Origin of the sequence: Ruegeria sp. HKCCD6157 (assembly GCF_013110685.1) — a bacterium.
Classification (GTDB): Bacteria; Pseudomonadota; Alphaproteobacteria; order Rhodobacterales; family Rhodobacteraceae; genus Ruegeria.
The window spans coordinates 256,115-281,081 of the sequence record NZ_WVRB01000003.1; the positions used below are offsets into that span (position 1 = coordinate 256,115).

Here is a 24,967-nt window from a genome sequence, read left to right on the forward strand (position 1 = left end):
GGCTGCGAACCTCAAGGGAGGAAAGACCAAATGTCAGATGCATCCATCGGATCGCCGGAACAACTCCGCGATCCGAATTATACTCCGCCGCTGTTGAAGGCGGTGCCGCTTGGAATCCAACATGTGCTGGCGATGTTCGTGTCCAACGTCACGCCAGCCATTATCGTTTGTGGCGCGGCCGGTTTCGGCTTTGGCTCGAACAGCCCCGATTTTCCGCAGATGATCTACATGATCCAGATGTCGATGTTCTTCGCGGGCGTCGCCACGTTGTTTCAGTCCATTGGTGTGGGTCCTGTTGGTGCCCGGTTGCCCATCGTGCAGGGAACATCGTTTGCCTTTATCCCGATCATGATTCCACTGGTGGTGGGGAAAGGCGTTGACGCCATTGCCGTCCTGATGGGTGGGATTGTTGTCGGTGGCTTGTTTCACGCCTGCCTCGGGTTGTTCATAGGGCGCATTCGCTTTGCTCTTCCGCCGCTGGTTACGGGCCTTGTGGTGACCATGATCGGCCTGGCCCTTGTCAAAGTCGGCATCCAATATGCCGCCGGCGGTGTGCCCGCCATAGGTACCGAGGAATATGGCTCGGGTCTGAACTGGTTCATGGCCGGAACCGTAATCGTGGTCACGCTTGGCCTGAAATTCTTTGCCCGGGGCATGTTGTCGGTGTCGGCGGTTCTGATCGGACTGCTTGTCGGATACGCCGTGGCCTTCCTGCTTGGCCAGGTGAATCTGGGCAACGTCGGCAATGCGGCCTCCTTTGCTCTGCCGAACCCCTTGCATTTTGGCCTTGAATTTTCGGTCGCGGCCATAATCGGTTTCTGTGCAATGTCTTTTGTTTCCGCCGTCGAAACCGTTGGGGACGTATCCGGTATCACCAAAGGGGGCGCTGGCCGAGAAGCCACCGACAGGGAAATACAGGGCGCGACCTATGCCGATGGTCTAGGTACTGCGATTTCTGGCCTGTTTGGGGCGCTGCCGAACACGTCGTTCAGCCAGAATGTCGGGCTGATTGCCATGACCGGAGTCATGAGCCGCATGGTCGTGACCATCGGCGCGCTTTTCCTGATCGTTTGCGGGCTTATTCCAAAGATCGGGGCGATAATCTCGTCCATTCCGATCGAGGTTCTTGGCGGCGGCGTGATCGTGATGTTCGGCATGGTTGTTGCCGCAGGGGTTTCGATGCTGTCGGACGTGAACTGGAACCGGCGCAACATGGTGATTTTTGCAATCGCCCTGAGCCTTGGACTGGGTTTGCAGCTGGAACCCAACGCGTTGCAATACTTGCCCGGCACATTGAAGGTTCTGGCGACATCAGGAATCCTGCCCGCTGCCGTCATCGCCATTGTATTGAATCTGGTGCTTCCCGAAGAACTTTCCGACGAAGCGACGGAAGAGGTCTCGGGCGGCATGGCCGGACATGGTCTTGGATCCATCGAGCAAGACGACCACGTCTGATGCGTTCGGCCTGATACACTGATCGTCCTGGAAAAAACATGAAGCGGCGCGCCTTGGCGCGCCGCGTGTCATTGTTTAGTCACCATTGAATGGAGATCTACTGTCAAAAGCTCTCCGCCCAAAAGGACCGCCGAGACAATGCCCAAGAGGGTGTCGCCGTCTGGCTTCAGAAATCGACCTCGATCGCGACCCCTTTCCGAACGGCGAGGTCAACCACGGTCGCAGCGACCGCAAGATCTTGAAGGCCCACACCCGTGCCATCGAACAGCGTGATCTGATTGTCCGATATCCGGCCCGGATCGGTGCCGTTGATGACCGCGCCAAGCTGCGTCACGTCGCTTTCCTGGATCAGGCCTTCGGCCACCGCGTGCTGCGCTTCGCCGATGCTGACGGATTGCGCGACTTCGTCCGTGAACACGCTCGCCCTGGCCAGAAGGGCGGCTTCGACTTCCTGTTTTCCTTTCGTGTCCGTGCCCATGCAGGCGATATGAGTTCCGGGGCTGACATGGTTCGCCATCAGCGAGGGCGCAAAGGCCGAAGTGATCGAAATGATCACATCCGCCTCAGTCATTTGGTCAAGCTCGACCGCCTGGAACGGAACGCCGGCTTCATTGGCGACTTTCTCGATATTCGGCAGCATCTCGGGGTGGTAGTTCCAGCCGATGACTTTTTCAAAGGCGCGCTGCTCCAGTGCCGCGCGAAGCTGAAAGGCTGCCTGGTGGCCAGCGCCTATCATGCCTATGATCTTGGCGTCGCTACGTGCGAGATGCTTGATCGATACCGATGATGCTGCCGCCGTTCGAAGGGCCGTCAGAAGGTTCCCGCCGACCAACGCAGATGGCTTGCCCGTGTCGGGGTCGAAAAGAAAAACGGTGGACTGGTGGTTGATCAGCCCGCGTTTTTCCAGATTGTTCGGCCAATAGCCGCCCGCCTTCAGTCCCAGCGTCAGGCCGGCGCGGTCAAACCCCCCTTTGAAGCCGTACAGTGCATCTTCGTGCCCGATGGCTTCACGCACGACAGGGAAGTTGTAGGCATCGCCGGACGCCATTGCGGCAAAGACCTGTTCGACCGCGTCAAAAGCCGCTTGTCGGGTCATAAGGTCAGCGATCTCACGCTCGGGTACGATCAGCATTTCATTCTCCAATCAAACATTCGTGCGCCCGCGTGCCACCGCCGGAAGGAGAGCATACACGCGGGCGGCTGTCTGGCTGCGTCCGAGCCAGCCCTCCCAAACAGAGCAAGTTCGGATCAATAAGCGCGTCCGCGGGCGGATACGGGCCAGACGGTCTCGACCTTGCCGTTGCGAACGCCGACATACCAATCATGTACATTTGCGGTCGGGTCGCAGTGCCCCGGAACCAGCCTGAGCTTGTCGTTGACCTTCAGCACACCGTTCGGGTCCATCACGACGCCGTGTTCGTCCGAACATTTGATGTATTCGACATCATCTCGGCCGAAGATAACGGGCAGACCGCTGTCCACCGACTGCGCCTTGAGGCCCGCATCGACGATCGCCTTGTCCGCCTTGGCGTGGCTCATGACGCTGGTCAGGATGAAGAAGGCGTTTTCCCACTCGCCCTGATCGATCCGGTTGCCGTCTTTGTCCAGGATCCGGCCGTAATCGGCATCCATGAAGGCGTAGGACCCGCATTGCAGTTCGTTGTACACGCCCGAGTTGGATTCGAAGTAATATGAGCCCGTACCGCCGCCCGAGACCAATTCGCATTCGATGCCTTCGGCTTTGAGGCCTTCAACCGCGTCTTTTACCATCGCAATTGCGGTGTCGAGCTTTTCCTTGCGCGCCTCATAGCTGTCGAGGTGCTGCATTGCGCCCTGATAGGCCTGAATGCCGGTGAATTTCAGGTTCTCGGCCGCTTCGACCGCTTTGGCGATTTCGATCACGTCGGGTGTTGTCGTCACACCGCACCGGCCAGCGCCGCAGTCGATTTCGACGAAGACCTCCAACTGTGTTCCGTGATCCACCGCCGCGCCTGAAAGATCCGCGACATTGTCCAGATCATCGACACAGACGATGATGCGGCTGCCCAGCTTTGGCAGGCCGGCAAGACGGTCGATCTTGGCGGGGTCACGCACCTGGTTCGACACCAGAACGTCCTTGATGCCGCCGCGCACGAACACTTCGGCCTCTGAAACTTTCTGGCAGCAGACGCCAACGGCGCCTCCGATCTTCTCCTGCAACTTGGCCACGTCTACCGATTTGTGCATTTTTCCATGCACGCGGTGGCGCATGCCGTGCGCCTTGGCATAGTCGCCCATCTTCTTGATGTTGCGCTCAAGCGCATCGAGATCCAGCACCAAGCTAGGGGTCTGGATATCTGCTTCATCCATTCCGGGCTTGGCCGGAATGTCAAAGCCTACTTCGAATTCGTCGAGATTGGTCATATCTTTCATTTCTGTATTCCTATGTCGGGATTGATGTCACGCGTTCAGCCAGGGCAGCCTGTCCAGATCGACATTGCCCCCGGTTATGATCAGACCGACACGCTTGCCTTTGAATGCGTCCGGGTTCTTCAGGATCGTGGCCAGCGGAACGGCCGAAGATGGTTCCATCACGATCCGAAGGTGTTTCCACGTCAGCTTCATCGCATCGATGATCTCTTGCTCTGAGGCCGTGTAGATTTCAGAGACATGGTTCGACACGAAATGCCAGGTCAGCTCTTTCAGTGGAACCAGCAGCCCGTCGGCAATCGTCTTGGGTGCGTCATCCGCGATGATGTGGCCGGCTTTGAAGCTGCGATAGGCATCGTCGGCCTGTTCCGGTTCCGCCGCGATGATCGCGGTTTCCGGGGCGAGCGTCGACAGTGTCAGACAGGTGCCGGACACCATGCCGCCGCCGCCGATAGGTGCTACAACCGCATCCAGACCGTCGGTCTGCTCGATGAGCTCGCGCGAACAGGTGCCTTGCCCGGCAATCACCCGCGGATCGTTGTAGGGGTGGACGAAATCCCCGCCCGTGGCGGCCTGAACCTCGGCAAAGGTTGCTTCGCGCGACGAGGTAGAGGGCTCACATTCCGTGATCTTCCCACCATAGCGCCGCACCGTGTCTTTTTTGGCCTGTGGCGCTGTGCGCGGCATGACGACGTTGCACGGTATGCCGCGCTTCATTGCCGCATAGGACAGGCACGATGCGTGGTTGCCGGAAGAATGGGTTGCGACGCCTTTCCTGGCCTGTTCGTCATCAAGGCCAAACACGGCGTTTGCAGCGCCGCGAACCTTGAAGGCGCCCGGTTCCTGAAAGTTTTCACATTTGAAGAACAGCTGTGCACCGCTCAGCTCGTTCAGAAAGTCCGAAGTACGTATCGGTGTGCGGCGGATGAAAGGTTCAATCCGATCATGTGCCGCCAGCACGTCCTCGTAGGTCGGGATATACATGTTGCAGTCCTTCATCACGCGGCGTCCTTTTGAACGGCGCCCGAATGACCGCGATAATATTCCTGCGCAGCCGCCACGCCCGAGCCCAACTGGATGTTCAGGCCCAGGTCGACCATGCACATTTCAGCAGTGGCAATCCCGGACAGGGCCATGACATCCGTCAGGCTTCCCAGATGCCCGATGCGGAATACCTTGCCCGCGACTTCGCCAAGGCCGACACCGAAGGCAACGCCGTATTTTTCGGCCGCGTGCGTGACAATATCGGTGGCGTTGAGACCGTTTGGCGTGCGGATCGCGCTGACGGTGTCAGAGTATACCGATGGGTCCGCCGCGCACAGGTCCAGCCCCCAGGCGCCCACGGCGGCACGTACGCCTTCGGCAATACGGTGATGCCGGGCAAAGACGTTTTCCAAACCTTCACCCAGCAGCTTGTCACAGGCCTGATTGAGGCCATTCATCAAGCCAACCGCAGGTGTGTAGGGGTATGCGCTGTTGGCATAGCCTTTCGCCATGTCGTGCACGTCAAAGAAGGTGCGGGGCAGGGTCCCTGTGCTGGTCGCGTCCATTGCCCGCTGGCTGAACCCGACGATGGCAAGGCCCGCAGGCAACATGAACCCTTTCTGCGAACCCGTGACGGCCACATCAACGCCCCATTCGTCAAAACGGAAATCCATGGATCCGATCGATGAAACACCATCGACGAACAGCATTGCGGGGTGCCCGGCAGCATTCAGAGCCTTGCGTACAGCGGCAATATCCGATTTCACACCGGTCGCCGTTTCGTTGTGCGTGGCAAGAACAGCCTTGATTTCGTGGCTTGTGTCGGCGGTCAGGATCTCTTCGTAACGATCGGCTGGCAGACCTTCGCCCCAAGGGGTTTCGACGATCTCGACATTCAGACCGTGGCGCTGGCACATATCGATCCAGCGATGGCTGAACATGCCGTTGCGTGCCGCCAGAACCTTGTCACCGGCCGACAGGGTGTTGGTCAGCGCGGTCTCCCAGCCTCCTGTTCCGGTCGACGGGAAGATGAAGACTTCGGCGCTGTTGCTTTTCAGGACTTTCTGAACACCCGCGCGCGCTGGATGTAGGATTTGCCCGAACAGTGGCGAGCGGTGATCGATCGTGGGCATGTCGCAAGCCTTGCGAAGGCTTTCGGGGATATTGGTCGGGCCCGGAATGAAAACGGGATTTTGAAAGCTCATGGGTGGTCTCCTTCCGTCGTTGACCACACAATAAGTTCTAGCCGCTCTGCCCGATATATTTTTGAAAAAGACTTTCAAAACACCACGTATTGAATTTAATTTATAATTGTCAGTGTGTTATATTTTTCATATGATGAATTAGTCTTTCACGAATGATCAAAGGGTTTTTATGGATTCTCAAGACAATACTCGCGAAGTCCGCAGAAAAGCCCGTGGAAGACCACGGGGATGGGACGACAAAACAGCGCAAAACACGATCAAATCTCTCGACCGTGCGATGGAAGTTTTTGAGTATTTGAGTGAAGCGCAGGGCAAGGCGTTAACCGCGCTGTCCGACGAAATGGGCCAGTCGCCCGCCACGGTTTACCGAATTCTCGTTACACTAGAGGGCAGGGGACTTGTCGAGTTCGATCATGACGAGCAGGTCTGGCACATCGGTCCTCGTGCGTTCGTAATCGGCTCGCGCTTCCTGCGTCGCACCAGTCTTGTGGACCGGGCCCGACCCGTGATGCGAAAGCTGATGGAGGCCACTGGCGAGACCGCAAACCTTGGGGTCGAGAAGGAAGGAATGGTGCTGTTCCTGAGCCAAGTGGAAACCCATGCCAGCATCCGGGCGTTTTTCCCTCCGGGCACGCTGTCTCCGATGCACGCATCGGGCATCGGGAAAGCTTTGTTGGCATATATGGATGAAGATCGGCTGGACCGGCTGTTGGCCAAGACGGAACTGCGGGCCTTCACGGACCGGTCGATTACCAGCCCGGCCGCGCTGAAAGAAGATCTTGCCATGGTCAGGGCACAGGGCTTCTCGATAGACAACGAAGAAAAAAACATGGGTATGCGATGTATCGCTGCGCCGGTCTTCGACATCAACCGAGAGGCTGTAGCTGGGATTTCGGTATCCGGACCGACAAGCCGCGTCAGCGAAACCGAAATCGCACGCCTAAGCCGCCCCGTCATCGAGGCGGCGCGTCAGTTAACTCTGGCCATCGGCGGGACTATTTCTGCGCCGCTGTCCTGAGACGCCGGTGCTGCGGATAAGCCGCTGGCCCCGGCCGCAATGCCATATGACGGTTCACGTCTTTGTACAGCAGGTAACGGAATTTACCTGGCCCGCCTGCATAGCAGGCCTGCGGGCAGAACGCGCGCAACCACATGTAATCGCCGGCCTCGACCTCTACCCAGTCATTGTTCAGCCTGTAGACGGCCTTTCCCTCAAGAACATACAGACCATGTTCCATCACATGTGTTTCAAGGAAAGGAATGACGGCGCCGGGCTCGAAAGTCACCACGGTCACGTGCATATCGTGCCGCAGGTCACTTGGATCCACAAAGCGCGTCGTGGCCCATTTGCCGTCGGTTCCGGGCATCGGCGTTGGCGTGATCTCATTTTCGTTGAGAACCAGAACGTCCGGGCGGTCAAGCCCTTCCACCGCTTCATAAGCCTTTCGAATCCAATGGAAGCGCAGGGTCTCACCGCCTCGGTTTCGTAAGGTCCAGTTGCATTCAGCGGGCAGGTAGGCATAGCCGCCGGGTGTCAGCTCGTAGGTCGCGCCGTCGGCCGTCAAGGTCGCTGTACCTTCGACCACGAACAAAACGCCTTCGGCTTCGGGATCGGTCTCGGGCCGGTCAGAGCCACCGCCGGGCTGAACCTCCATGATGTATTGCGAAAAGGTTTCAGCAAAGCCGCTGAGCGGGCGGGATATCACCCATAAGCGGGTGTCGTCCCAAAACGGCAGAAAACTGGTCACGATATCCCGCATCGTTCCCTTTGGGATCACTGCATAAGCGTCAGTAAATACGGCGCGGTCAGTCAGCAATTGCTCCTGACCAGGGTGCCCACCGTGTGGAGAATAATACTTGGCGGTCATGCATGCTCCTGAAAAACGTCATATGCTTGAAATATGCGCCGAAGGATCGGGGCGGACCACCCGCAAAAAGTTGACAGCTCTATTCGTGAAGATTTGAAAAATCAGAATTTGGCCGTCAGTAAGCGCGCGCAGCATTGGCATCATGCGCGCGCTGCGCGGCCGGTCGGATCAACGATGATTGGGTCAGGGTTGCACCGGTCTGACCCCGGACAGATCCGGGGAAATCCGTATCATCAGCGACAGGTCAGGTTTCATTCCTGTGCTTTTACTGGAAATCATCCCAAGCGGAACGCTTGTTGCTGCGGCGAGTGCATCCTGAACGGGGATCTCTGCTTGTTCCGTCAAAACCCGCACCGCCTTTGTCAGGCACAAGTCGGCCCCGGCCAGAGTGCCATCCTCCAAAGTCAGCCTGCCGTTTTCCCGCCGGATGCGGCGTCCTTCCAACTGAAACTCGGTCAGTGACGTTCCGGCGACCGCCATCGCATCGCTGACAAGGAAAATCCGCCCTGGCCCGCGTTTGGCGGTCCAGGCAATCCGCATCGTATCGGGATGAACGTGGATGCCATCCGCGATCAAGCCCGCCGATAACGACCCGCAGGATAGAGCCGCGCCGACCAGTCCCGGTTCACGGCTGCCAAGCTGACTCATTGCATTGAACAGATGCGTTGCGCACTGCGCCCCGGCCCTTGAAAACGCCAGGCAGGTTTCAAAAGGTGCGTCCGTATGCCCCAGAGAAACGATGACCCCCGCGCGCTTCAATGCTTCAACCTGTTGCAGAGTTGTGCTTTCGGGCGCCAGCGTGACCATCAATGCAGGCAGGTGTTTTGCAGCGTCGATCAGAATCTCCAGATCGGTTTGCTGCATCGGGCGGATCAGGGCGGCATCATGTGCACCCTTTCGTCGCACAGACAGGTGCGGACCTTCCAGATGCAGGCCCGCAATGCCCGAAACACCCGTCTGAACGGCCTTGATGGCGGCATCAATCGCGGCCCGGGTTTTCTCGGCCGTGTCCGTGATCAGGGTTGGCAGGATGCGAGTGGCACCCAGCGCGCGATGAGCGCTGGCGATTTGGGTCAGCGTGTGAACCGATGGATCGTCGTTGAACATCACGCCCCCGCCGCCGTTGACCTGCAAATCAGCATAGCCGGGGCTGAGGATGTCGCCATGCAGATCCTCGATCTGGTCGTCCTGCGCGATCTGGGCCGCAGGTAGCATCGCATCCAGCACACCGTTTCTGAACCGTGCGGCGTATCCTTCACGCAATTCAGTGCCATCGAAGATCGGGCCACCCGCAAAAGTAACAGTAGAGCTGGTCATACCGTTTCCGTCACTTTTTTCAGATGGCGTGGTGTGTCCGGGTCAATCCCGCGTTGTGTGGCCACCTTCTCCACCATTCCATAGAACGCAGCGATTGTCGGTATCGGGTCCGTCATCCAATGCGACGTCCGGACATGGGGCAGTTCTGTGGCGTGTTTCACGCGGCCGGTTGTGGCGAAAACAACAGCGCCTTTGGACGCCAGTGCGTCCGCAACTTCGGCCAGATTGTCCTCTGCGGCATCCCCGGACGACAGGGCAAGCACGGGAAAGCCCTGGTCCACGATGGAAACCGGGCCGTGCAGAACCTCGGCCGCCGAATAGCTTTCTGCGTGGATCTGGCAGGTTTCCTTGAATTTCAACGCGGCTTCGTTGGAGATTGCCAAAGACAGGCCCCGGCCCAAGGTAAACAAAGAACGCCCGTCCACCGCGTCCGCCACGGCGCTCCAGTCGCAGGCGTTTGCGGTCGACAAACTGTCCGGCAGCTCATGGATTGCGCGCAACAGGTGATCATCGCGCTTCACCTGCGCAATCAGCCACAGCCCGGCGACCAGAGACGTCACGAACGTCTTTGTCGCCGCCACGCTCAGTTCGGGGCCCGCATGAATGGGCAGTGTTGCCGCAGCCGCCTCGGCCAGGGCAGAGGCTGGGTTGTTCGTGATCGCGACCGAGTAAGCCCCGCCGGATGTGAGCGACTGCGTGAGCTGCACGATATCCGGGCTCTGACCGGATTGTGAGACCGAGATGCAGATTGCATCCTCGCACCGCATGTCGACCCCGTAGATGGATTTCACCGACGGTCCGACCGAAGCCATCGGCAAGCCAAGCAGCAGTTCCGAGGCGTATTTCAGAAAACTGCACGCATGATCCGAGGATCCGCGCGCCACCGAGATCAGGAACCGCGGGTCGCGGGCCCGGATCTCGTTGGCGGTTTGCGCGATCAAATCTGCGCCTTCGGTCAGAAGGCGGTCAACGGCGTCGGGAATCTCATCGATCTCGCGCCGCATCTGAGTGGTTGTGTCAGGCATTTTCCCAGGCTTTCAATTTGACAGGCGCAGCTCGGCCACAAAGTCATAGGCGTCACTGCGGTAGATCGAGCGGGTCAATTCAGCGACCCGCCCACTTTGCAGATATGAGGTGCGTTGAATCCGAAGCCCGGCCGTACCTTCCGCAACATCCAGAAGCTCTGCCTCGGGCGGTTCGAGGTTGATGGCCGAGATTTTCTGAATCGCGCGCACCGGTCGCAGACCAGATTGTTCAAGAACAGAGTAAAGCGATCCCGTCACTTCAGTGGGGTTCGGCAGGATATCGAGCGGAAGGGCCGCTTTTTCCAACGCCATCGGCCGTCCTCCTGCCTCTCGCAGGCGGTAGATACGCGCGACCTGTTCATTTGCCGACAAGCCCAATGCCATCATTTCTTCCGGGGATGGCAGGAAAATCCCGCGCTCCAGCCATGTCGAGGTCGTCTTGAGCCCGCGCCGCTCCATGTCTTCGGTGAACGATGTCAGATGGGACAGCGATTGTTCAACCTTCGCTACGGGTTCGCGAACAAAGGACCCAGACCCCTGCCGTTGTTCGATTGCACCTTTGCGCACCAGTTCATGAATGGCCTTGCGCACGGTCACACGGGACAGGTCGGTGATCTCGGCAATTTCTCTTTCAGGGGGCAGCGAGCTGTTGGGAGGCAGGATGCCGTCCTTGATCCCTTGTTCAAGGCGTTGACGGAGCTGTACATAGCGCGGGCCCGAGCTGTGCCCCAACCATCCTTCGGGCCGCAGGAAATCAGCTATGTTCATGTTCGATTTCCTCCAGATAGGCCTGTGCCAATGCAAGTGCGCCGGACAGTGGATCGCCCGCAGGCTGGACCAGAGCGGATTGCATGTCCGCAGGCAGGTATGGCGCATAAAGAGGGCCGATGCCCCCGGTCAGACAAACGGGCAGGTCAACGTTCCAGCCCATTTTCTTCATCTCGTCGATCAGATAGTCCGCACCGTCCCGAAGGATGGTTCTGGCCAAGTCGTCCCCGCGATTGGAAAGCTCGGTCACAAGCGGGGCGAGGGCGCCAAAGTCAGATGGCGTCATGTCAGCGGCGGCCCGTACAATTCCTGCGGCATCGCCGAATCGAGACAGCAGATCCTGCGCCAATGCTGAAGGGCCGGTCATACCATCCGTGTGTTCCAGCGTCTTGGCCAGCGCCCGTTTGCCAACCCATTGTGCGGAAGCCTGATCGCCCAGAACAGGGCCCCATCCGCCGGCAAACTTCATCGTGCCACCCCTTTGCATTGCAACAAAGGAACCGGTGCCGCAATGTGCGACAAACCCGTCATTGCCCCCCAATGCGCCGCGCAAAGCTGCTGCGCGATCATCTTCGATCCGGACGTGCCGAAATGGCAATGCCGCCGCAAGCTTCCGGGCAATCGCATCACCTGTTATCCCGGCCAGGCCCAGATAGGCGGGCGCTTGCGCAAGCTCCTCGGGCGAACGGCCCGTCTGAACGGCCAGGGCTTCCAGACCGCGCCGCAACTCGATGCAGGCGGCCTCGAAATCCGTGGACACGTTTGCCGCGCCGACTTCGACCCGGTGTGTTTCGCCATCAACAAAAGCGGCGACGCGGCAGCGCGTTCCACCCCCGTCGGCGGCCAGGAACATGGGTTTTGGTGACTTTACCATATAAAGACCTTTATAATACCTTTTATGCGTTTTGAAGTCCTAATTGTGACCAAAGCGGCGAATATTGTGCTATAATGGCCAAAAATATGAGAAAAAATAAATGGTAGACTAATGGTATTTAAAAGGTATGATATCGAGAGTTCTTGGGGGAGAATCACTTGAATACGCCGGCGACAGAACAATTGCATCAGGATGCGCATGGGCTTGATACCCGTCCGCTGGCAGAGGTGGCCGGCCTGCTGGCGCGGTCGCAGGTATCAGCGGCGACGGCAGTGCTTGATGCGCTTGGCCCGATTTGCAGCGGGGCGACGGCCATGGCCCAAACGATCCGGTCGGGCGGCACGCTTCGGTATCTTGCGGCGGGGTCTTCCGGCCTCATGGCGGCCTCGGACGCGCTGGAGCTTGGCGGAACGTTCTCAATTCCGGCGCAGCAGATCCGCATTCACATGGCCGGTGGAATGCCGACCAAAGCAGACATGCCAGGGGATGTGGAAGACGCTGTTGATGGGCTGGCGCAAGAGGTGTCGGATATGGTTGCCAATGATACGCTCATTGCGGTCTCGGCCAGCGGCACCACGCCATATACCGTTGCCGCCGCAAAACTGGCGCGCGACAGAGGGACGCCCGTGATCGGGATTGCAAACAACGCGGGCTCGCAATTGTTGCAACTGGCGGACCACGCCGTTCTGCTTGCGACCCCTCCGGAGTTGATCTCGGGCTCCACCCGGATGGGGGCCGGCACTGCGCAGAAAATAGCCCTCAATACGTTGTCGACGCTGATGGCCATCGAGCTTGGGCATATTCAGGACGGCATGATGATCAATCTGCGCGCGGACAATGACAAATTGCGCGCGCGCGCCAACGGAATCGTTTGCCAGCTGACCGGCGTATCACCTGAACGTGCCGATGATGCCCTGAGGGCCGCGGATGGGAACCTGAAATGCGCGGCACTTGTCGCCGCAGGTGCCGTATCGGCAGAGGATGCACAAAAGCGACTGGCTGAAACGAATGGCCGTCTGCGTCATGCGATGAACCGGCTGAATGAAGAAAACGAACATAGCAACCTGGGAGAAACCAAATGAAACGCAAAGTTCTGAGCCTGGCTCTGATGAGCACGGCGCTGGTCACAAGTGCCTATGCGCAAGACGCCACGCTGACAATCGAAAGCTGGCGCAACGATGACCTCGCTCTCTGGCAGGAAAAGATCATCCCTGCATTCGAGGCGGCCAATCCAGGTATCAAAGTTGTTTTCTCGCCTTCAGCCCCGGCGGAGTACAACGCGGTTCTGAACTCGAAGCTGGAAGCCGGATCCGCCGGTGATCTGATCACCTGCCGCCCGTTTGATGCTTCTCTGGCGCTTTACGAAGCGGGCCATCTGACCGACCTGTCCGATCTGGATGCGATGAACAACTTCTCGGACGTTGCCAAATCCGCGTGGCAGACAGACGACGGGTCGGCCAGCTTTTGTGTTCCGATGGCATCGGTGATCCACGGTTTCATCTACAACAAGGATGCGTTCAACGAATTGGGTCTGGAGGTTCCGACCACCGAGGCGGAATTCTTTGAAGTGTTGGACAAGATCAAGGAAGACGGCACCTATATACCGATGGCGATGGGCACCAATGACCAGTGGGAAGCCGCAACGATGGGTTACAACAACATCGGCCCGAACTACTGGAAAGGTGAAGAAGGCCGCCTGGCTCTGATCAAAGGCGAACAGAAACTGACCGACCCTCAGTGGGTCGCGCCCTTTGCCACTTTGGCGAAATGGGCCGATTATCTGGGTGACGGATACGAGGCGCAGACTTATCCCGACAGCCAGAACCTGTTCACATTGGGCCGCGCTGCAATTTACCCGGCGGGCAGCTGGGAGATTGCAGGTTTCAACACACAGGCTGATTTTGAGATGGGCGCCTTCAAGCCGCCGGTCCAGAATGCCGGTGACACCTGCTATATCTCGGACCATACCGATATCGGCATCGGCCTGAACGCCGCCAGCGAAAACCAGGAGGCTGCCCGTACGTTCCTGGCCTGGGTCGCAAGCCCGGAATTCGCCAGCATCTTCGGCAATGCTGTTCCCGGTTTCTTCCCTTTGTCCAATACTCCGGTTGAATTGGAAGATCCCCTTGCCAAGGAAATCGTCGGGTGGCGGGATGAGTGCGAGAGCACCATCCGTTCGACCTATCAGATCCTGTCACGCGGCACACCCAATCTTGAAAACGAGACCTGGGGTGCATCCGTTGCAGCCATCAAGGGCACCGAAAGCCCCGAGGCTTTGGGCAAGAAACTGCAAGATGGTTTGGCCAGCTGGTACGCACCGCATCAGTAACACCTGAACCACTCACTCCGGGTGCGGCCCATCGCGCCGCGCCCGGCACTTTTCCCCGGAGAATCCCATGCAGACGCGCCGCATACGCTGGCACATCGCTGTTTTCCTTGCACCTGCGGTGCTGGTCTACACGGCGGTGATGATCCTGCCCTTGTTCAACACGCTCCGCCTTGCGCTGTTCACCGAAGTCGATCAGGCGCGTGTGTATGTGGGGTTGGAGAATTTCCGAACCTTGTTCTTTGATCCGCTGTGGTCCGAGCAATTCTGGAATGCGCTGGGCAACAACTTCTGGTTCTTCCTGATCCACATGCTGGTGCAGAACCCCATCGGAATCGCTCTGGCCGCGATCCTGTCACACCCGAGGCTGCGCTTTGCCGCACTGTACCGGTCGGCCATTTTCATTCCGACGATCCTGAGCTTCGTGATTGTGGGTTTTGCCTGGAAACTGATCCTGTCTCCGCTTTGGGGGATTGCGCCCTCGATGCTGGACGCTGTTGGCCTGAAATCCCTGTTTGCTCCGTGGCTGGGCAAGGAAGAATACGCTCTGACGACTCTGGCGCTTGTCTCGGTCTGGCAATTCGTCGGCATCCCGATGATGCTGATCTATGCGGCCCTGCTGTCGATCCCTGAAGAAATTCTTGAAGCCGGCGAGATTGACGGGATCACCGGAGCTTCGGCTTTCTGGAAAATAAAACTGCCGCTGATCCTGCCTTCGATCGGGATCATCTCGATCCTCACATTCGTCGGCAATTTCAACGCGTTTGACCTGATCTATGTCTCTCAGGGCGCGCTGGCGGGGCCGGATTTTTCGACCGACATCCTGGGCACTTTCATGTACCGCACGTTCTTTGGCTTCCAGCTGCAACTGGGTGATCCGTATATGGGGTCCGCCATTGCCGGCGCCATGTTCGCCATCATCCTTGTGGGTGTTTGCATTTACCTTTTCGGCATCCAGACCCGGATGCGCCGGTATCAGCTGTGAGGGCTCTGCAATGAACAAGGCACGCTCGAATCCACTGAATACCGCCGCAATGCATGGTGTGCTGATCCTTTATACTCTGATCGCGCTGTTCCCGGTTTTCGTGATCATCATCAACAGCTTCAAAACGCGCCGGGCCATCTTTCGCGAGCCGCTTGCCTTGCCTGATGCCGAAAGCTTTTCCTTGATCGGCTACCAGACGGTGATGAAGCAGGGGGATTTCTTTCTCTACTTTCAGAACTCGCTGATCGTCACCGTGGTTTCACTGGCCTTTATCCTTCTGTTCGGCGCCATGGCCGCCTTTGCCCTCAGCGAATACCGGTTCAAGGGCAACATGTTGATGGGGCTCTATCTGGCGCTTGGGATCATGATTCCGATCCGCATCGGCACCGTGGCGATCCTGGAGATGATGGTCGCCACAGGGCTTGTGAACACGCTCTGGGCCCTGATCTTCGTCTACACGGCACAGGGTTTGCCGCTGGCGGTGTTCATCCTGTCCGAGTTCATGCGCCAGGTCAGTGATGACCTGAAGAATGCAGGGCGCATCGATGGGCTTTCGGAATACACGATCTTTTTCCGGTTGGTGCTGCCTCTGGTCCGGCCTGCTATGGCAACCGTCGCCGTGTTCAACATGATCCCGATCTGGAACGATCTCTGGTTCCCCTTGATCCTGGCACCCGCTGAAGAGACCAAAACCCTGACGTTGGGCAGCCAGGTCTTCATTGGCCAGTTTGTGACCGACTGGAACGCGGTTCTGTCCGCGCTCAGCATGGCGATCCTGCCGGTTCTGGTGCTCTACGTCATCTTCTCGCGCCAGCTGATCCGCGGTATCACCTCAGGAGCGGTCAAATGACCCGGGTTCTGATCGCTGGTCTTGGCAACATGGGCCTGAGTCATGCCTTGGCCCATCGTCGCCACCCCGACGCACGGATCGTGGGGCTGGTCAACCGCACAGGTCATGTAGACCATCCAGACCTGTCAGGCTATCCGGCCTATTCGGATTTTCAGGCGGCACTGGCCGAGACAAACCCCGATCTGGTCGTCGTCGCAACCTATTCCGACAGCCACGCAGATTTTGCCTGCGCCGCAATGGAAGCAGGTGCGCATGTCTTTGTTGAAAAGCCACTGGCCACGACGGTTGCGGACGCCAGACGCGTGGTCGCAAAAGCAGTGGAAACCGGCCGGAAACTGGTGATCGGATATATTCTGCGGCACCACCCGTCATGGATGCGACTGATCTCGGAGGCGCGCGATCTCGGCGGGCCGTATGTCTTCCGTCTGAACCTGAACCAGCAAAGCAGCGGGGCCGAATGGGAAACCCACAAGGCCTTGATGCAGACGACATCGCCTATCGTCGATTGCGGCGTGCATTACGTCGATGTGATGTGTCAGATCACCGATTCCGATCCCGTCCGCGTGCATGGCATGGGCCTGCGCCTGAGCGATGAGATTGCCGAAGACATGTATAACTACGGCCAGTTTCAGGTGATTTTCCAAGACGGCTCGGTCGGCTGGTACGAGGCCGGTTGGGGCCCGATGATGTCCGAGACCGCCTTTTTCGTGAAAGATATCGTGTCACCCAATGGATCGGTTTCAATCACGGATGGCAACAAGGGCGCATCCGCGGATATCGACGGCCACACCAAGGTTGGCGGCCTTCTGGTCCACCGCCCTGACGGCGACCGGATAATAGAGATGCCGGATGAGCCCGGCCATCAGCAACTCTGCGATGCCGAGCAAGCCTATATGCTGCGCGCCATCGCCGAAGATATCGATCTGACCCGCCACATGAACGATGCCGTGCAATCGCTGGCCATCTGCCTGGCCGCTGATGATAGCATCCGTACCGGCCAACCCATTTCGCTGAAAGAGGCACGCACATGACCGCCCTGACGCTGCAAAACGTGAATAAATCCTTCGGCATCGTCGAGGTCCTAAAGGATATCAACATCGACGTTGACGAGGGTGAATTCGTCGTCTTCGTCGGCCCCTCGGGCTGTGGCAAATCCACCCTTCTGCGTGTCATCGCGGGGCTCGAGGATGTGACGTCGGGCGAAGTGCGCATCGGCGGAGAGCTCATGAATCTCACCCCGCCTTCGAAACGCGGTATCGCGATGGTGTTCCAGAGTTACGCTCTCTATCCCCACTTGAACGTGCGCAAGAACATGTCATTGGCGCTGAAACAGGAGGGCCAGAGCAGGCAGGTCATCGACGAGCGTGTCGAAAGGGCAAGCAAGATGCTGAACCTCGAACCTTACCTTGACCGGTATCCTTCCGAACTGTCCGGTGGTCAGCGCCAGCGCGTCGCCATCGGTCGTGCCATCGTCCGGGAACCAAAGCTGTTCCTGTTCGACGAGCCTCTGTCCAATCTCGATGCGGCTCTGCGTATGAACACAAGGTTGGAAATTGCGAACCTGCACCGGCAGCTTGACGCTTCGATGATATACGTGACCCATGACCAGACCGAGGCAATGACTCTTGCCGATAAAATCGTCGTTCTGCGCGACGGGCGTGTGGAACAGGTCGGCAGCCCGATGGAGCTTTACAACAATCCTGCTAACCAGTTCGTGGCCGGTTTTCTTGGGGCGCCGTCGATGAATTTCTTTCCTGCCAGCATGATCGGCGAAAGCTCGGACATTACAACGGGGATCCGGCCGGAAGACCTGTTTTTGTCTGACGACGGTCCGGTGGTCGCAAACGTCACCCATGTCGAGCATTTGGGCGGTGACACCAACGTGATTGCCATGATGCAGGATCACCAGATCACCGCGCGCCTGTTCGGGCAGCATCAGGTTGAAGCCGGTCAGAGCATCCGATTTGGGTATTCTCCGGGCAGGGTCTATCGCTTCGACGCACAGGGTGCGCGTTTCGCGTGACACTCACTGACGCAGGGCTCTGGGGGCCGAAGTCAGCCGAGTTTTCGATGCAGCGCCGCCTAAACACCACCGGCTATTCTGGTGTTTCGGGTGAACATGACAGGCCCAGATGATGCGACCGCGCGGAAATCGGCCGCGCGACCTGCCAAAGCGCGATAGAACTGGCGCAATCCGGGTTCGATATCTGCGGCAAGTTCTTCGCAATGCTGACACATGCGCAGGATGTCGCCCTGAGGCTTTCGGGTTCTCAATGCTGCGATCAACTTACCGTGCCGTGCAACGAGTTCCTGGAACGCGTCCGTCTTCCGCAAAGCGGAATCTCCAACCAGAACAAAAACGGGCTCTGGGTTGGCTTTGCCTTTCAAGTCAACATGGCCTGCCTGCAAAAATGCCAGGTCATCTCGCCCGGCTTGATACACCGCGTCTGAGACGACTATGTCATACTCGACCGTTCGACAGCATTGTTCGATCCGTGCCGAAACATTCACGACGTCTCCGATAACCGTATAGTTGAACCGTTTTTGCGATCCTATGTTGCCGACGCAGGCCTGCCCCGTGGCGATTCCGGTTGCCAGCGCTATCGGCTTTCGGTTCCGCATGATCTCGGATGCATTGAACTGTGCCAGGGCACGCCGCATCCTGAGCGCGGCAAGCCCTGCGCGGCATGGATGGTCCGCAACAGGTAGAGGCGCGTTCCAGAAGGCCATGATGGCGTCACCGATGAACTTGTCGATCGTACCACGCTCATGCAGGATCTGATCTCCAAGCTTAGAAAAGAGCGCATTCAACAAGGATACAAGTTCCGTTGCCGACGCGGACTCGGACAGAGCGGTAAATCCCCGGATATCCGAAAACATCACGGTGATTTCCTGACTTTCTCCGCCCAATTGCAGCTGGTGGCCCGAATTCTCCATTTCATCAAGGATTTCCGGGGCCACGTAATGCGAAAAGACTTTTCGAATCTGGCGCTTTTCGCGCTCGGTCGAAACAAAAAGATACCCCGCCAGCAGACCGAAATTTGCGATGCCTCCAATCAGAGGAAAGGTGGCATCGAACAGGATGGATTGGTTTTGAAAAACCAGCCAGCTGATGGCAAGAACGGCTGCGGCGGCTATGCCACCGGCGATGAAGGATGCGATGGCACCAAGGCTGGACATGACCGCAATCACCACAAGCCCCAGAAACGCAAAGGCAAGCAGTTCCTGTGCTGCGGTCACGTCAGACCGGCTGAGCATATCACCGGTCAGAATCTGTTCGATCATCTGGGCATGAATTGAAACACCGGGGACGCTTTCGCCAAGCGCCGTCTGGTGAATATCGAACAAACCGGCAGCGGAGGTTCCGATCAGGATTATTCTTCCTTCGATTTCGGATCGCAGCCCGGGGTCTTCAGTACCTTCCAGGACATCCTTGGCTGAAATGTAAAGGTCGGGGCTGTCCCGCCGGTATTTCAGCCAAAGTTCGCCATTCTCGGTTGTCGGTAAACGGTATCCGGCGATTTCGACGGCCAGCATGATGCCAGCCTCGTCAGGCGCGCCTTCCACGAAAATGCTGGTCTCACCCAGGGCGACCCTGAGGGCTTCGACGGCAAGGCTTGGCAGCGGACCGTCCGGACCGTTCCAAAGAACCGGCGCCCGTCTTACGATGCCGGTTCCTCCGATGGGCGAGACATTGACCCCGCCGACACCCGCCGCCGCCCGATCCAATGGTGGCGCGATCGGCGTCCAATGCGGAACCGAGATCAGCCCCTCGGCGGGGCTTTCCCCGAATTCAATGATTCCGGCCTTGGCCGCAATGGGCTCACCTTTGGCCGACAATCGCGCGGCCACGCCCAGCACCACGGGCCAGTAGGCCATTTCCATCCCAAGCAAGACATCGTTGTCCAGCTTTTCGGCATGGCGTTCCACAGTCAGTACGCCCGCCAGCGATGGATCATTCAGAAGGCGAGACGGCGAATACCGGTCAGGTTCAGCAAACAGCATGTCGAACGCAATCGTCGCGGCGCCGTAGTCACCCAGATTTTGAACCAACTGCGCAACCAAAGTGCGGGGCCAGGGCCATTGTCCAAAGCTGGCAAGCGAAGCTTCATCGATATCTACGACGCGCACGGGGAGTTCGGGATTGAACTCCCGCGGGGATAATCTTTGCAAAACGTCGAAATAGATCAGGCGCGTCATTCGAACCGGGTACGGATCCCACGCCCGGATGAAGCAACCCAAAAGGATCAGCCCCAGCCCCACGAGGCGGAAAGCCCATCGCCCGTTCCTGGATTTCCGCGCCTTGTCGCTCAAACCATCCTCCAGACAAATGGAACTGGAACTGCGTGTTCAACAGCAATTCCCGAGCAATTACGGATCAGTTTCTTCCCGCTCTGGTTCGTCCCGTTCGGGCTCCTCAGGTTCCGGTTCCTCCCGTTCGGGTTCCTCATGTTCAGGTTCTTCCGGTTCAGGTTCTTCCTGCTCCGGTTCTTCTCTGTCGGGCTCTTCCTGCTCTGGTTCTTCGCGTTCGGGTTCTGCATGGTCCGGCTCTTCTCTTTCCGGTTCATTGTTCGCGGAAGGCGAAGGGCCAGTGACCGTATTCTGCGCTTCGCGTTGCTGAGGAGGGTCCCCACGGGCTTCCGACCGGTCTGTCTCGATGCGCCGTATGGGCGCTCCATCACCTGAGCACCCTTCAACGCGTACCTGCAAAGGGGGCAGCAGCCCTTCCTGGGATTGAACGAATGGAAACCCGCTTTTCAGCGCTTGTTCGTATTGCGTCTGATCGGCAGGCCGTCCAACTCCTCCATCTCCGCTTGTTGCGAACATGCTGCATTGACGTCCCGAAGACCTGCACGCGCCCTGACTGCCGCACATGCGGACCGTACCTTGCAGGACAAGCATCGCGCTTTGTTTTTCCGACACGATCCACATGTCGAAGGTGGTGCCGCGCACGGCCATTGTCGCCGACGGAGTCCTGATCGAGTAGGCTCTCTTTCGACTTTTCCCGGAAATAAACCGAAAACTGCCACCCAAGGCCTGAACGGCAAAGTTCTTGGCTTTGCGGTTATTTCGCAACATGGACACATCCAGCACCATGCGTGCGTTGGGGCCAATGGCAATCTTGGTGTCATCCACAAAAACGATTTGGATTACGCCAGTCTGATCAGTACTGAGCGCGTCGCCGGACGCAACCTCCATTCCCGAATAAACGGGTTGTGCTTTTCCCGCGCGAACGACTTGGGCGCCTTGTTTGACGCTAATAATTTTTCCGATGTTGGCGATGGTCTGCGACGGTATGGCCACGACAACGCAAAGAACCACTACAATCTTTAACAACGACAAACTCGAACCCCTTCCCCCAATGGGCTTTGAAGCACGGAAACCGCGCTGTGCTCGACGCTTGCCTCTCAAAAAGCATGTTATTATTATTCATATGCATTAAAAATGTAGACAAATATGCATTATTTTTCGTGCTTTTAGCAAGAATTAAGTGAAAACGACGTTCAAAAACCGCTTTGAGTGATTTTCTGTGAAGACTAGATCGAGCGCAGTTTCGCGCCTTTTGTTGCGGGCCAAGCACCTGTTTTGAAAAAGGGTGACTTTTTTGAATTTGACCCGGCATCAACTTGCTGGTTGTCCGCATGCGCGGAACAGCTTTGGGCACAGTTGAAATTCTGATTGCGCACCGTATGTCTTGCCGTGAAAATACGTATATCAACACGCGCTGACGACCCTTTTACTTTGCTACCCTTCGCGGCACTTTAATGTGACATGTCCCTCGGGTAGAAACGCAGATGGGCAAGCTGACGGTCGCTGCCCGATTGTTCCAGCGCTGCAACACGGAGTCTGCTCATGCTGTTTCGTCGCATTATCGTCGCGGCCATGTTTTCTGGCTGTTTGCTGTCCACAGCGTCTGCGCAATCCGATTCCGCTGCACGGCTTTTTGTGGAACTGAACTCGGCCGAGGATGTTGCCAGCGCGTGCAGGTTGACGTTTCTGGTCAAGAATGAAACCGGGCAGCCGATCGACGGTGCCGTGTTCGAAACCGTCATTTTCGACACCGAAGGTGGTGTGTTGAACCTTTCTCTGTTCGATTTTCGCGATTTGCCCGCCGACCGGCCCCGGGTGCGCCAGTTCGACCTTCCCAACAGAACATGTGACACAGTTGGACAAGCCTTGATCAACGGCGCGAACTCCTGCGTCGTGGATGGTACCGAAAGTGACATATGCGACAGCACCCTGACGCTGAGCAGCAGGGTGGAAATGGAGTTGTTGGGATGAGTCCTGTAGCCGCACTTCGTGAGATATTTGACCTCGGCGGGCCGGTGGTGGCGATATTGATCGCCATGTCGGTTTTGACGCTGGCGGTCACCCTCTACAAACTTTGGCAATTTGCAGCCTGCGGTGTCGGGCGGCACAAGGTGCTGTCTGAAGCTCTGGCGGCCTGGGACGCAGGAGATCACAGTGCCGCGCGCGCCAGGCTGGCGGACAGCAGCAGCTATCTTGCCCCTATTGTGGGCGCGGCGATGAATGCATCTGGTGTTCCGGGGGCCGATGACCGGCTGGATGCCGAAGCGGGTTTGGCGCTTGCCGGGCTGGAACGTGGTTTTCGTTTGCTGGACACCGTGGCGCAGTTGGCGCCTTTGCTGGGTCTTTTTGGTACGGTTCTGGGTATGATCAGTGCTTTCCAAAGCTTGCAAACCGCTGGATCATCGGTTGATCCGTCACTTTTGGCAGGCGGGATCTGGGTGGCCCTGATCACCACGGCTGTGGGTCTGGCCGTTGCGATGCCGACGTCGATGGTTTTGTCCTGGCTTGAAAGCCGAACCGCACGCGAGCGTGTTTTTGCGGACAAGGCTTTGCGTACGGTTCTGGTTCCCGGTCATTCCATCCAAAGCACAGAGGCGGCACAGGTCCCGGTCGCCCCAGAACATGCGTAACACTGCGCCTTTTGTGCGGCGGCGCATGTCGATGACGCCCCTTATCGACGTGATCTTTCTGCTTTTGCTGTTTTTCATGCTGTCCTCAACGTTTTCGCGATTCAGCGAGATCGAGTTGAGCAGCGCCGCCACAGGCGGGAATGCCGACGCTACGCCGCCCGAACGCCTTTTCGTGCAACTTGGTCCCACACGTGTTGTCCTGAACGGCCAACCCCTGTCGCTTGAGGAATTGTTCGATCAGGTCCAGGCCGGTCAGGTGCTGGTAAGCCTTGATCCCGGGACAACCGCGCAACGTCTTGTGGACCTGCTTATCCCTTTGCGCGGGCGCGAAGGTTTGACAGTCAGGGTGTTGGAGTGAGGCAATGATCCGTTACATCCGACCCGGTCGAAATCGCGATTCCACAATTCCGCTGATCAACGTCGTCTTTCTGATCCTGATCTTTTTTCTGATTACGGGTACGATTGCACCGCCATTGGATCCCGATCTGGATCTGGTGAATACTGCGGATCTTGACGGTCGCGAGCCACCGGATGCGCTTGTTCTTCATCGGGACGGGACATTGAGTTTTCGGGGCAATCCGATCGAGGCTGGAGCTTTCATGGCCGCGCATGACTCGGGGGCCGTGCGGATCGTTCCGGACAGGAATGCGTCGGCCTCTCGATTGATGGAGATCACCAGCAATTTGCGCCGGTTGGGTGCGCCAACGGTTTTTCTGGTGACCGAACAGGCCCTCGAATGATCAGGCGGTCCGTTTTTGTTGCAATCATTGCAATTTCGATTTCCGTACTGGTGCATCTGATCGGCCTGATTGTCACGGTACCAGATTTGTCAGATCCGGCTTCCGGGGAACCCGGTACCGATACGATCGAACTCAGCAACGCGTTCGAAGAGTTGGCCGATACCACGATCGAACCCGTACCGCCTGCGCCGGATGAACCGCCAACCCCTCCGGTGGAACCGCCAACCCAGCCGCAGGAGGCAGAAGTTCCGACAAGTGATGCCCGCGTGGCCTCGCCGAATCCGCAAGAGACGTTCACGCCCGACACCGGGGATTCAACGATTATCCAGCCGAGGGCGCCGGATGAGGTTGTCGTGAACCCTGTAGACCAGAACCTGGAGGACGAAGGCGAAGCCGCCGAAGCTGAAGGCGCTGCGTCGGCAAGGCCCGAAGCGTTGGCCGAAACACCCGAGGTGCCGAAGGAAGAGGCGGTTGCTCCGGTTGAGCCTTCTTCTGCCGAAGAACCGGTGTCCGAGGAACGGCAACAGATCGCCGCGTTACCGGTCGAGGTGGCTCCGGTTGTTCCGGAAAACACGTCCCCACTTGAACCTGTGATACCGGAAGAAGCGTCGGAACCTCTGGATGACGACGCCGAACTGACCGTTCCCGATGCAAGCGTGGACGGATCCGAACAGGCCGTAGCCACGTCATTGCGGCCTCGCCTTCCAGACCGACGCCCGCAACCCAGTCTGCGGGGTGCGTTGGATCCGTCAAGCAACTTTGACGCTTTGAGATTTCCGGAACAGACGATTGAATCACCGCTGGCGACGTATCAAAGAGAGGGTGTCGACACCTTCCGACAAAACCGGGGCGGCACCCGTTCAGGCGGGCGGGGGCCGGGAAATTCGGACACCACGAACTATGCGGGTCAGGTTCTTGTTCATTTGAACAGGGCGCCAATCGTTTACGTTGCCGGTCGTGGCTATGCGCGGGTGTTTTTCCAGATTGACCCGGATGGTTCATTGGCTTGGGTTGATGTCGTCGAAAGCTCTGGCTCGCCGGAAATAGAGCGCGCAGCCAAAGAACAGGTTCGAACCGCCGCACCTTTCCCGCGCCCGCCTGGGGGCGTCAGCCGGAAGCTTTCATTTTACTATCAGATAAGATGATCCGACGGGTCTCGTCAGGTGAACACGATTAGCGATCTCCCTAAGGGCTTTCGCCGAACTCCCTGATTGCGCGGG

24 protein-coding genes are annotated in these 24,967 nt (G+C 58.0%); 13 read left to right on the forward strand and 11 right to left on the reverse strand.

All coding sequences use genetic code 11. The annotated features are described in order from the left end of the window. Window positions 1-30: 30 nt before the first annotated feature. Window positions 31-1,455 (forward strand): uracil-xanthine permease family protein, encoded by a 1,425-nt coding sequence (locus tag GS612_RS13060; RefSeq protein ID WP_171640878.1) that lies wholly within the window; start codon window positions 31-33, stop codon window positions 1,453-1,455. A 166-nt stretch (window positions 1,456-1,621) separates the two neighbouring features. Here GS612_RS13060 and bhcD read toward each other — a convergent pair whose 3' ends face one another. The 4 genes from bhcD to bhcA all read right to left on the reverse strand — a co-directional run bounded on the left by bhcD (window position 1,622) and on the right by bhcA (window position 6,053). Then, window positions 1,622-2,587 carry an iminosuccinate reductase BhcD gene (gene bhcD, locus GS612_RS13065; protein WP_171640881.1) on the reverse strand — a complete coding sequence of 322 codons (966 nt, stop codon included), beginning with the start codon at window positions 2,585-2,587 and terminating at the stop codon, window positions 1,622-1,624. Between the two features lie 116 nt (window positions 2,588-2,703). Next, on the reverse strand, window positions 2,704-3,867 hold the full coding sequence (gene bhcC, locus GS612_RS13070) for a 3-hydroxy-D-aspartate aldolase BhcC (RefSeq protein WP_171640883.1): 1,164 nt from the start codon (window positions 3,865-3,867) through the stop codon (window positions 2,704-2,706). A gap of 27 nt (window positions 3,868-3,894) precedes the next feature. Beyond that, window positions 3,895-4,863 carry a beta-hydroxyaspartate dehydratase BhcB gene (bhcB, locus tag GS612_RS13075; protein ID WP_171640885.1) on the reverse strand — a complete coding sequence of 323 codons (969 nt, stop codon included), beginning with the start codon at window positions 4,861-4,863 and terminating at the stop codon, window positions 3,895-3,897. Then, window positions 4,863-6,053 carry an L-aspartate--glyoxylate aminotransferase BhcA gene (gene bhcA / locus GS612_RS13080; RefSeq protein ID WP_171640887.1) on the reverse strand — a complete coding sequence of 397 codons (1,191 nt, stop codon included), beginning with the start codon at window positions 6,051-6,053 and terminating at the stop codon, window positions 4,863-4,865. The genes bhcB and bhcA overlap by 1 nt, the downstream gene beginning before the upstream one ends. A gap of 169 nt (window positions 6,054-6,222) precedes the next feature. Here bhcA and bhcR point away from each other — a divergent pair, with 169 nt between their 5' ends. Then, window positions 6,223-7,071 (forward strand): HTH-type transcriptional regulator BhcR, encoded by an 849-nt coding sequence (bhcR, locus tag GS612_RS13085; protein WP_171640889.1) that lies wholly within the window; start codon window positions 6,223-6,225, stop codon window positions 7,069-7,071. On the opposite strand, the gene GS612_RS13090 is transcribed toward bhcR, so the two are convergent. The 5 genes from GS612_RS13090 to GS612_RS13110 form a co-directional block, all read right to left on the reverse strand. Then, the gene (locus GS612_RS13090) at window positions 7,049-7,921 is read right to left on the reverse strand and encodes a bifunctional allantoicase/(S)-ureidoglycine aminohydrolase (protein ID WP_171614603.1); all 873 of its coding nucleotides are present in this window, start codon (window positions 7,919-7,921) and stop codon (window positions 7,049-7,051) included. The genes bhcR and GS612_RS13090 overlap by 23 nt on opposite strands. Window positions 7,922-8,104: 183 nt before the next feature. Next, window positions 8,105-9,238, reverse strand: a complete 1,134-nt coding sequence (gene nagA, locus GS612_RS13095; RefSeq protein ID WP_171640891.1) for an N-acetylglucosamine-6-phosphate deacetylase — start codon at window positions 9,236-9,238, stop codon at window positions 8,105-8,107. After that, entirely contained in the window at window positions 9,235-10,263 is a 1,029-nt protein-coding gene (locus tag GS612_RS13100) for an SIS domain-containing protein (RefSeq protein ID WP_171640893.1), read from the reverse strand. The genes nagA and GS612_RS13100 overlap by 4 nt, the downstream gene beginning before the upstream one ends. 12 nt (window positions 10,264-10,275) lie before the next feature. Continuing rightward, window positions 10,276-11,031, reverse strand: a complete 756-nt coding sequence (locus tag GS612_RS13105; protein WP_171640894.1) for a GntR family transcriptional regulator — start codon at window positions 11,029-11,031, stop codon at window positions 10,276-10,278. Further along, window positions 11,018-11,905 (reverse strand): BadF/BadG/BcrA/BcrD ATPase family protein, encoded by an 888-nt coding sequence (locus GS612_RS13110; protein WP_171640896.1) that lies wholly within the window; start codon window positions 11,903-11,905, stop codon window positions 11,018-11,020. Before GS612_RS13110 ends, GS612_RS13105 begins: the two co-directional genes overlap by 14 nt. Window positions 11,906-12,063: 158 nt before the next feature. On the opposite strand from GS612_RS13110, the gene GS612_RS13115 reads away from it, so the two are divergent. From GS612_RS13115 to GS612_RS13140, 6 genes are all read left to right on the forward strand, one after another. Next, window positions 12,064-12,987, forward strand: coding sequence for an N-acetylmuramic acid 6-phosphate etherase (locus GS612_RS13115; protein WP_171640898.1), 924 nt, complete (start codon window positions 12,064-12,066; stop codon window positions 12,985-12,987). Further along, the gene (locus GS612_RS13120) at window positions 12,984-14,234 is read left to right on the forward strand and encodes an ABC transporter substrate-binding protein (RefSeq protein ID WP_170345229.1); all 1,251 of its coding nucleotides are present in this window, start codon (window positions 12,984-12,986) and stop codon (window positions 14,232-14,234) included. Before GS612_RS13115 ends, GS612_RS13120 begins: the two co-directional genes overlap by 4 nt. A gap of 67 nt (window positions 14,235-14,301) precedes the next feature. Then, complete coding sequence (locus tag GS612_RS13125) at window positions 14,302-15,216, forward strand: carbohydrate ABC transporter permease (protein WP_171640900.1); 915 nt, start codon at window positions 14,302-14,304, stop codon at window positions 15,214-15,216. Between the two features lie 10 nt (window positions 15,217-15,226). Further along, window positions 15,227-16,066 carry a carbohydrate ABC transporter permease gene (locus GS612_RS13130; RefSeq protein WP_171640902.1) on the forward strand — a complete coding sequence of 280 codons (840 nt, stop codon included), beginning with the start codon at window positions 15,227-15,229 and terminating at the stop codon, window positions 16,064-16,066. Then, entirely contained in the window at window positions 16,063-17,097 is a 1,035-nt protein-coding gene (locus tag GS612_RS13135; RefSeq protein ID WP_171640904.1) for a Gfo/Idh/MocA family protein, read from the forward strand. Before GS612_RS13130 ends, GS612_RS13135 begins: the two co-directional genes overlap by 4 nt. Beyond that, window positions 17,094-18,089 carry an ABC transporter ATP-binding protein gene (locus tag GS612_RS13140; RefSeq protein ID WP_171640906.1) on the forward strand — a complete coding sequence of 332 codons (996 nt, stop codon included), beginning with the start codon at window positions 17,094-17,096 and terminating at the stop codon, window positions 18,087-18,089. The genes GS612_RS13135 and GS612_RS13140 overlap by 4 nt, the downstream gene beginning before the upstream one ends. 59 nt (window positions 18,090-18,148) lie before the next feature. On the opposite strand, the gene GS612_RS13145 is transcribed toward GS612_RS13140, so the two are convergent. Both GS612_RS13145 and GS612_RS13150 read right to left on the reverse strand, forming a co-directional pair. Continuing rightward, entirely contained in the window at window positions 18,149-20,380 is a 2,232-nt protein-coding gene (locus GS612_RS13145) for a CHASE2 domain-containing protein (RefSeq protein ID WP_253286166.1), read from the reverse strand. 57 nt (window positions 20,381-20,437) lie between these two features. After that, entirely contained in the window at window positions 20,438-21,409 is a 972-nt protein-coding gene (locus GS612_RS13150) for a FecR domain-containing protein (RefSeq protein WP_253286167.1), read from the reverse strand. A 510-nt stretch (window positions 21,410-21,919) separates the two neighbouring features. On the opposite strand from GS612_RS13150, the gene GS612_RS13155 reads away from it, so the two are divergent. From GS612_RS13155 to GS612_RS13175, 5 genes are read left to right on the forward strand one after another with little or no spacing between them, the layout of a single operon-like run. Then, complete coding sequence (locus tag GS612_RS13155) at window positions 21,920-22,348, forward strand: hypothetical protein (protein ID WP_171233258.1); 429 nt, start codon at window positions 21,920-21,922, stop codon at window positions 22,346-22,348. Beyond that, window positions 22,345-23,007, forward strand: coding sequence for a MotA/TolQ/ExbB proton channel family protein (locus GS612_RS13160; protein ID WP_171640908.1), 663 nt, complete (start codon window positions 22,345-22,347; stop codon window positions 23,005-23,007). The genes GS612_RS13155 and GS612_RS13160 overlap by 4 nt, the downstream gene beginning before the upstream one ends. 25 nt (window positions 23,008-23,032) lie before the next feature. Next, on the forward strand, window positions 23,033-23,365 hold the full coding sequence (locus GS612_RS13165; RefSeq protein WP_371809343.1) for an ExbD/TolR family protein: 333 nt from the start codon (window positions 23,033-23,035) through the stop codon (window positions 23,363-23,365). Window positions 23,366-23,369: 4 nt separating this feature from the next. After that, window positions 23,370-23,747 carry a biopolymer transporter ExbD gene (locus GS612_RS13170; protein ID WP_171640910.1) on the forward strand — a complete coding sequence of 126 codons (378 nt, stop codon included), beginning with the start codon at window positions 23,370-23,372 and terminating at the stop codon, window positions 23,745-23,747. Continuing rightward, the gene (locus GS612_RS13175) at window positions 23,744-24,892 is read left to right on the forward strand and encodes an energy transducer TonB (protein ID WP_171640912.1); all 1,149 of its coding nucleotides are present in this window, start codon (window positions 23,744-23,746) and stop codon (window positions 24,890-24,892) included. The genes GS612_RS13170 and GS612_RS13175 overlap by 4 nt, the downstream gene beginning before the upstream one ends. Window positions 24,893-24,967 lie beyond the last annotated feature (75 nt).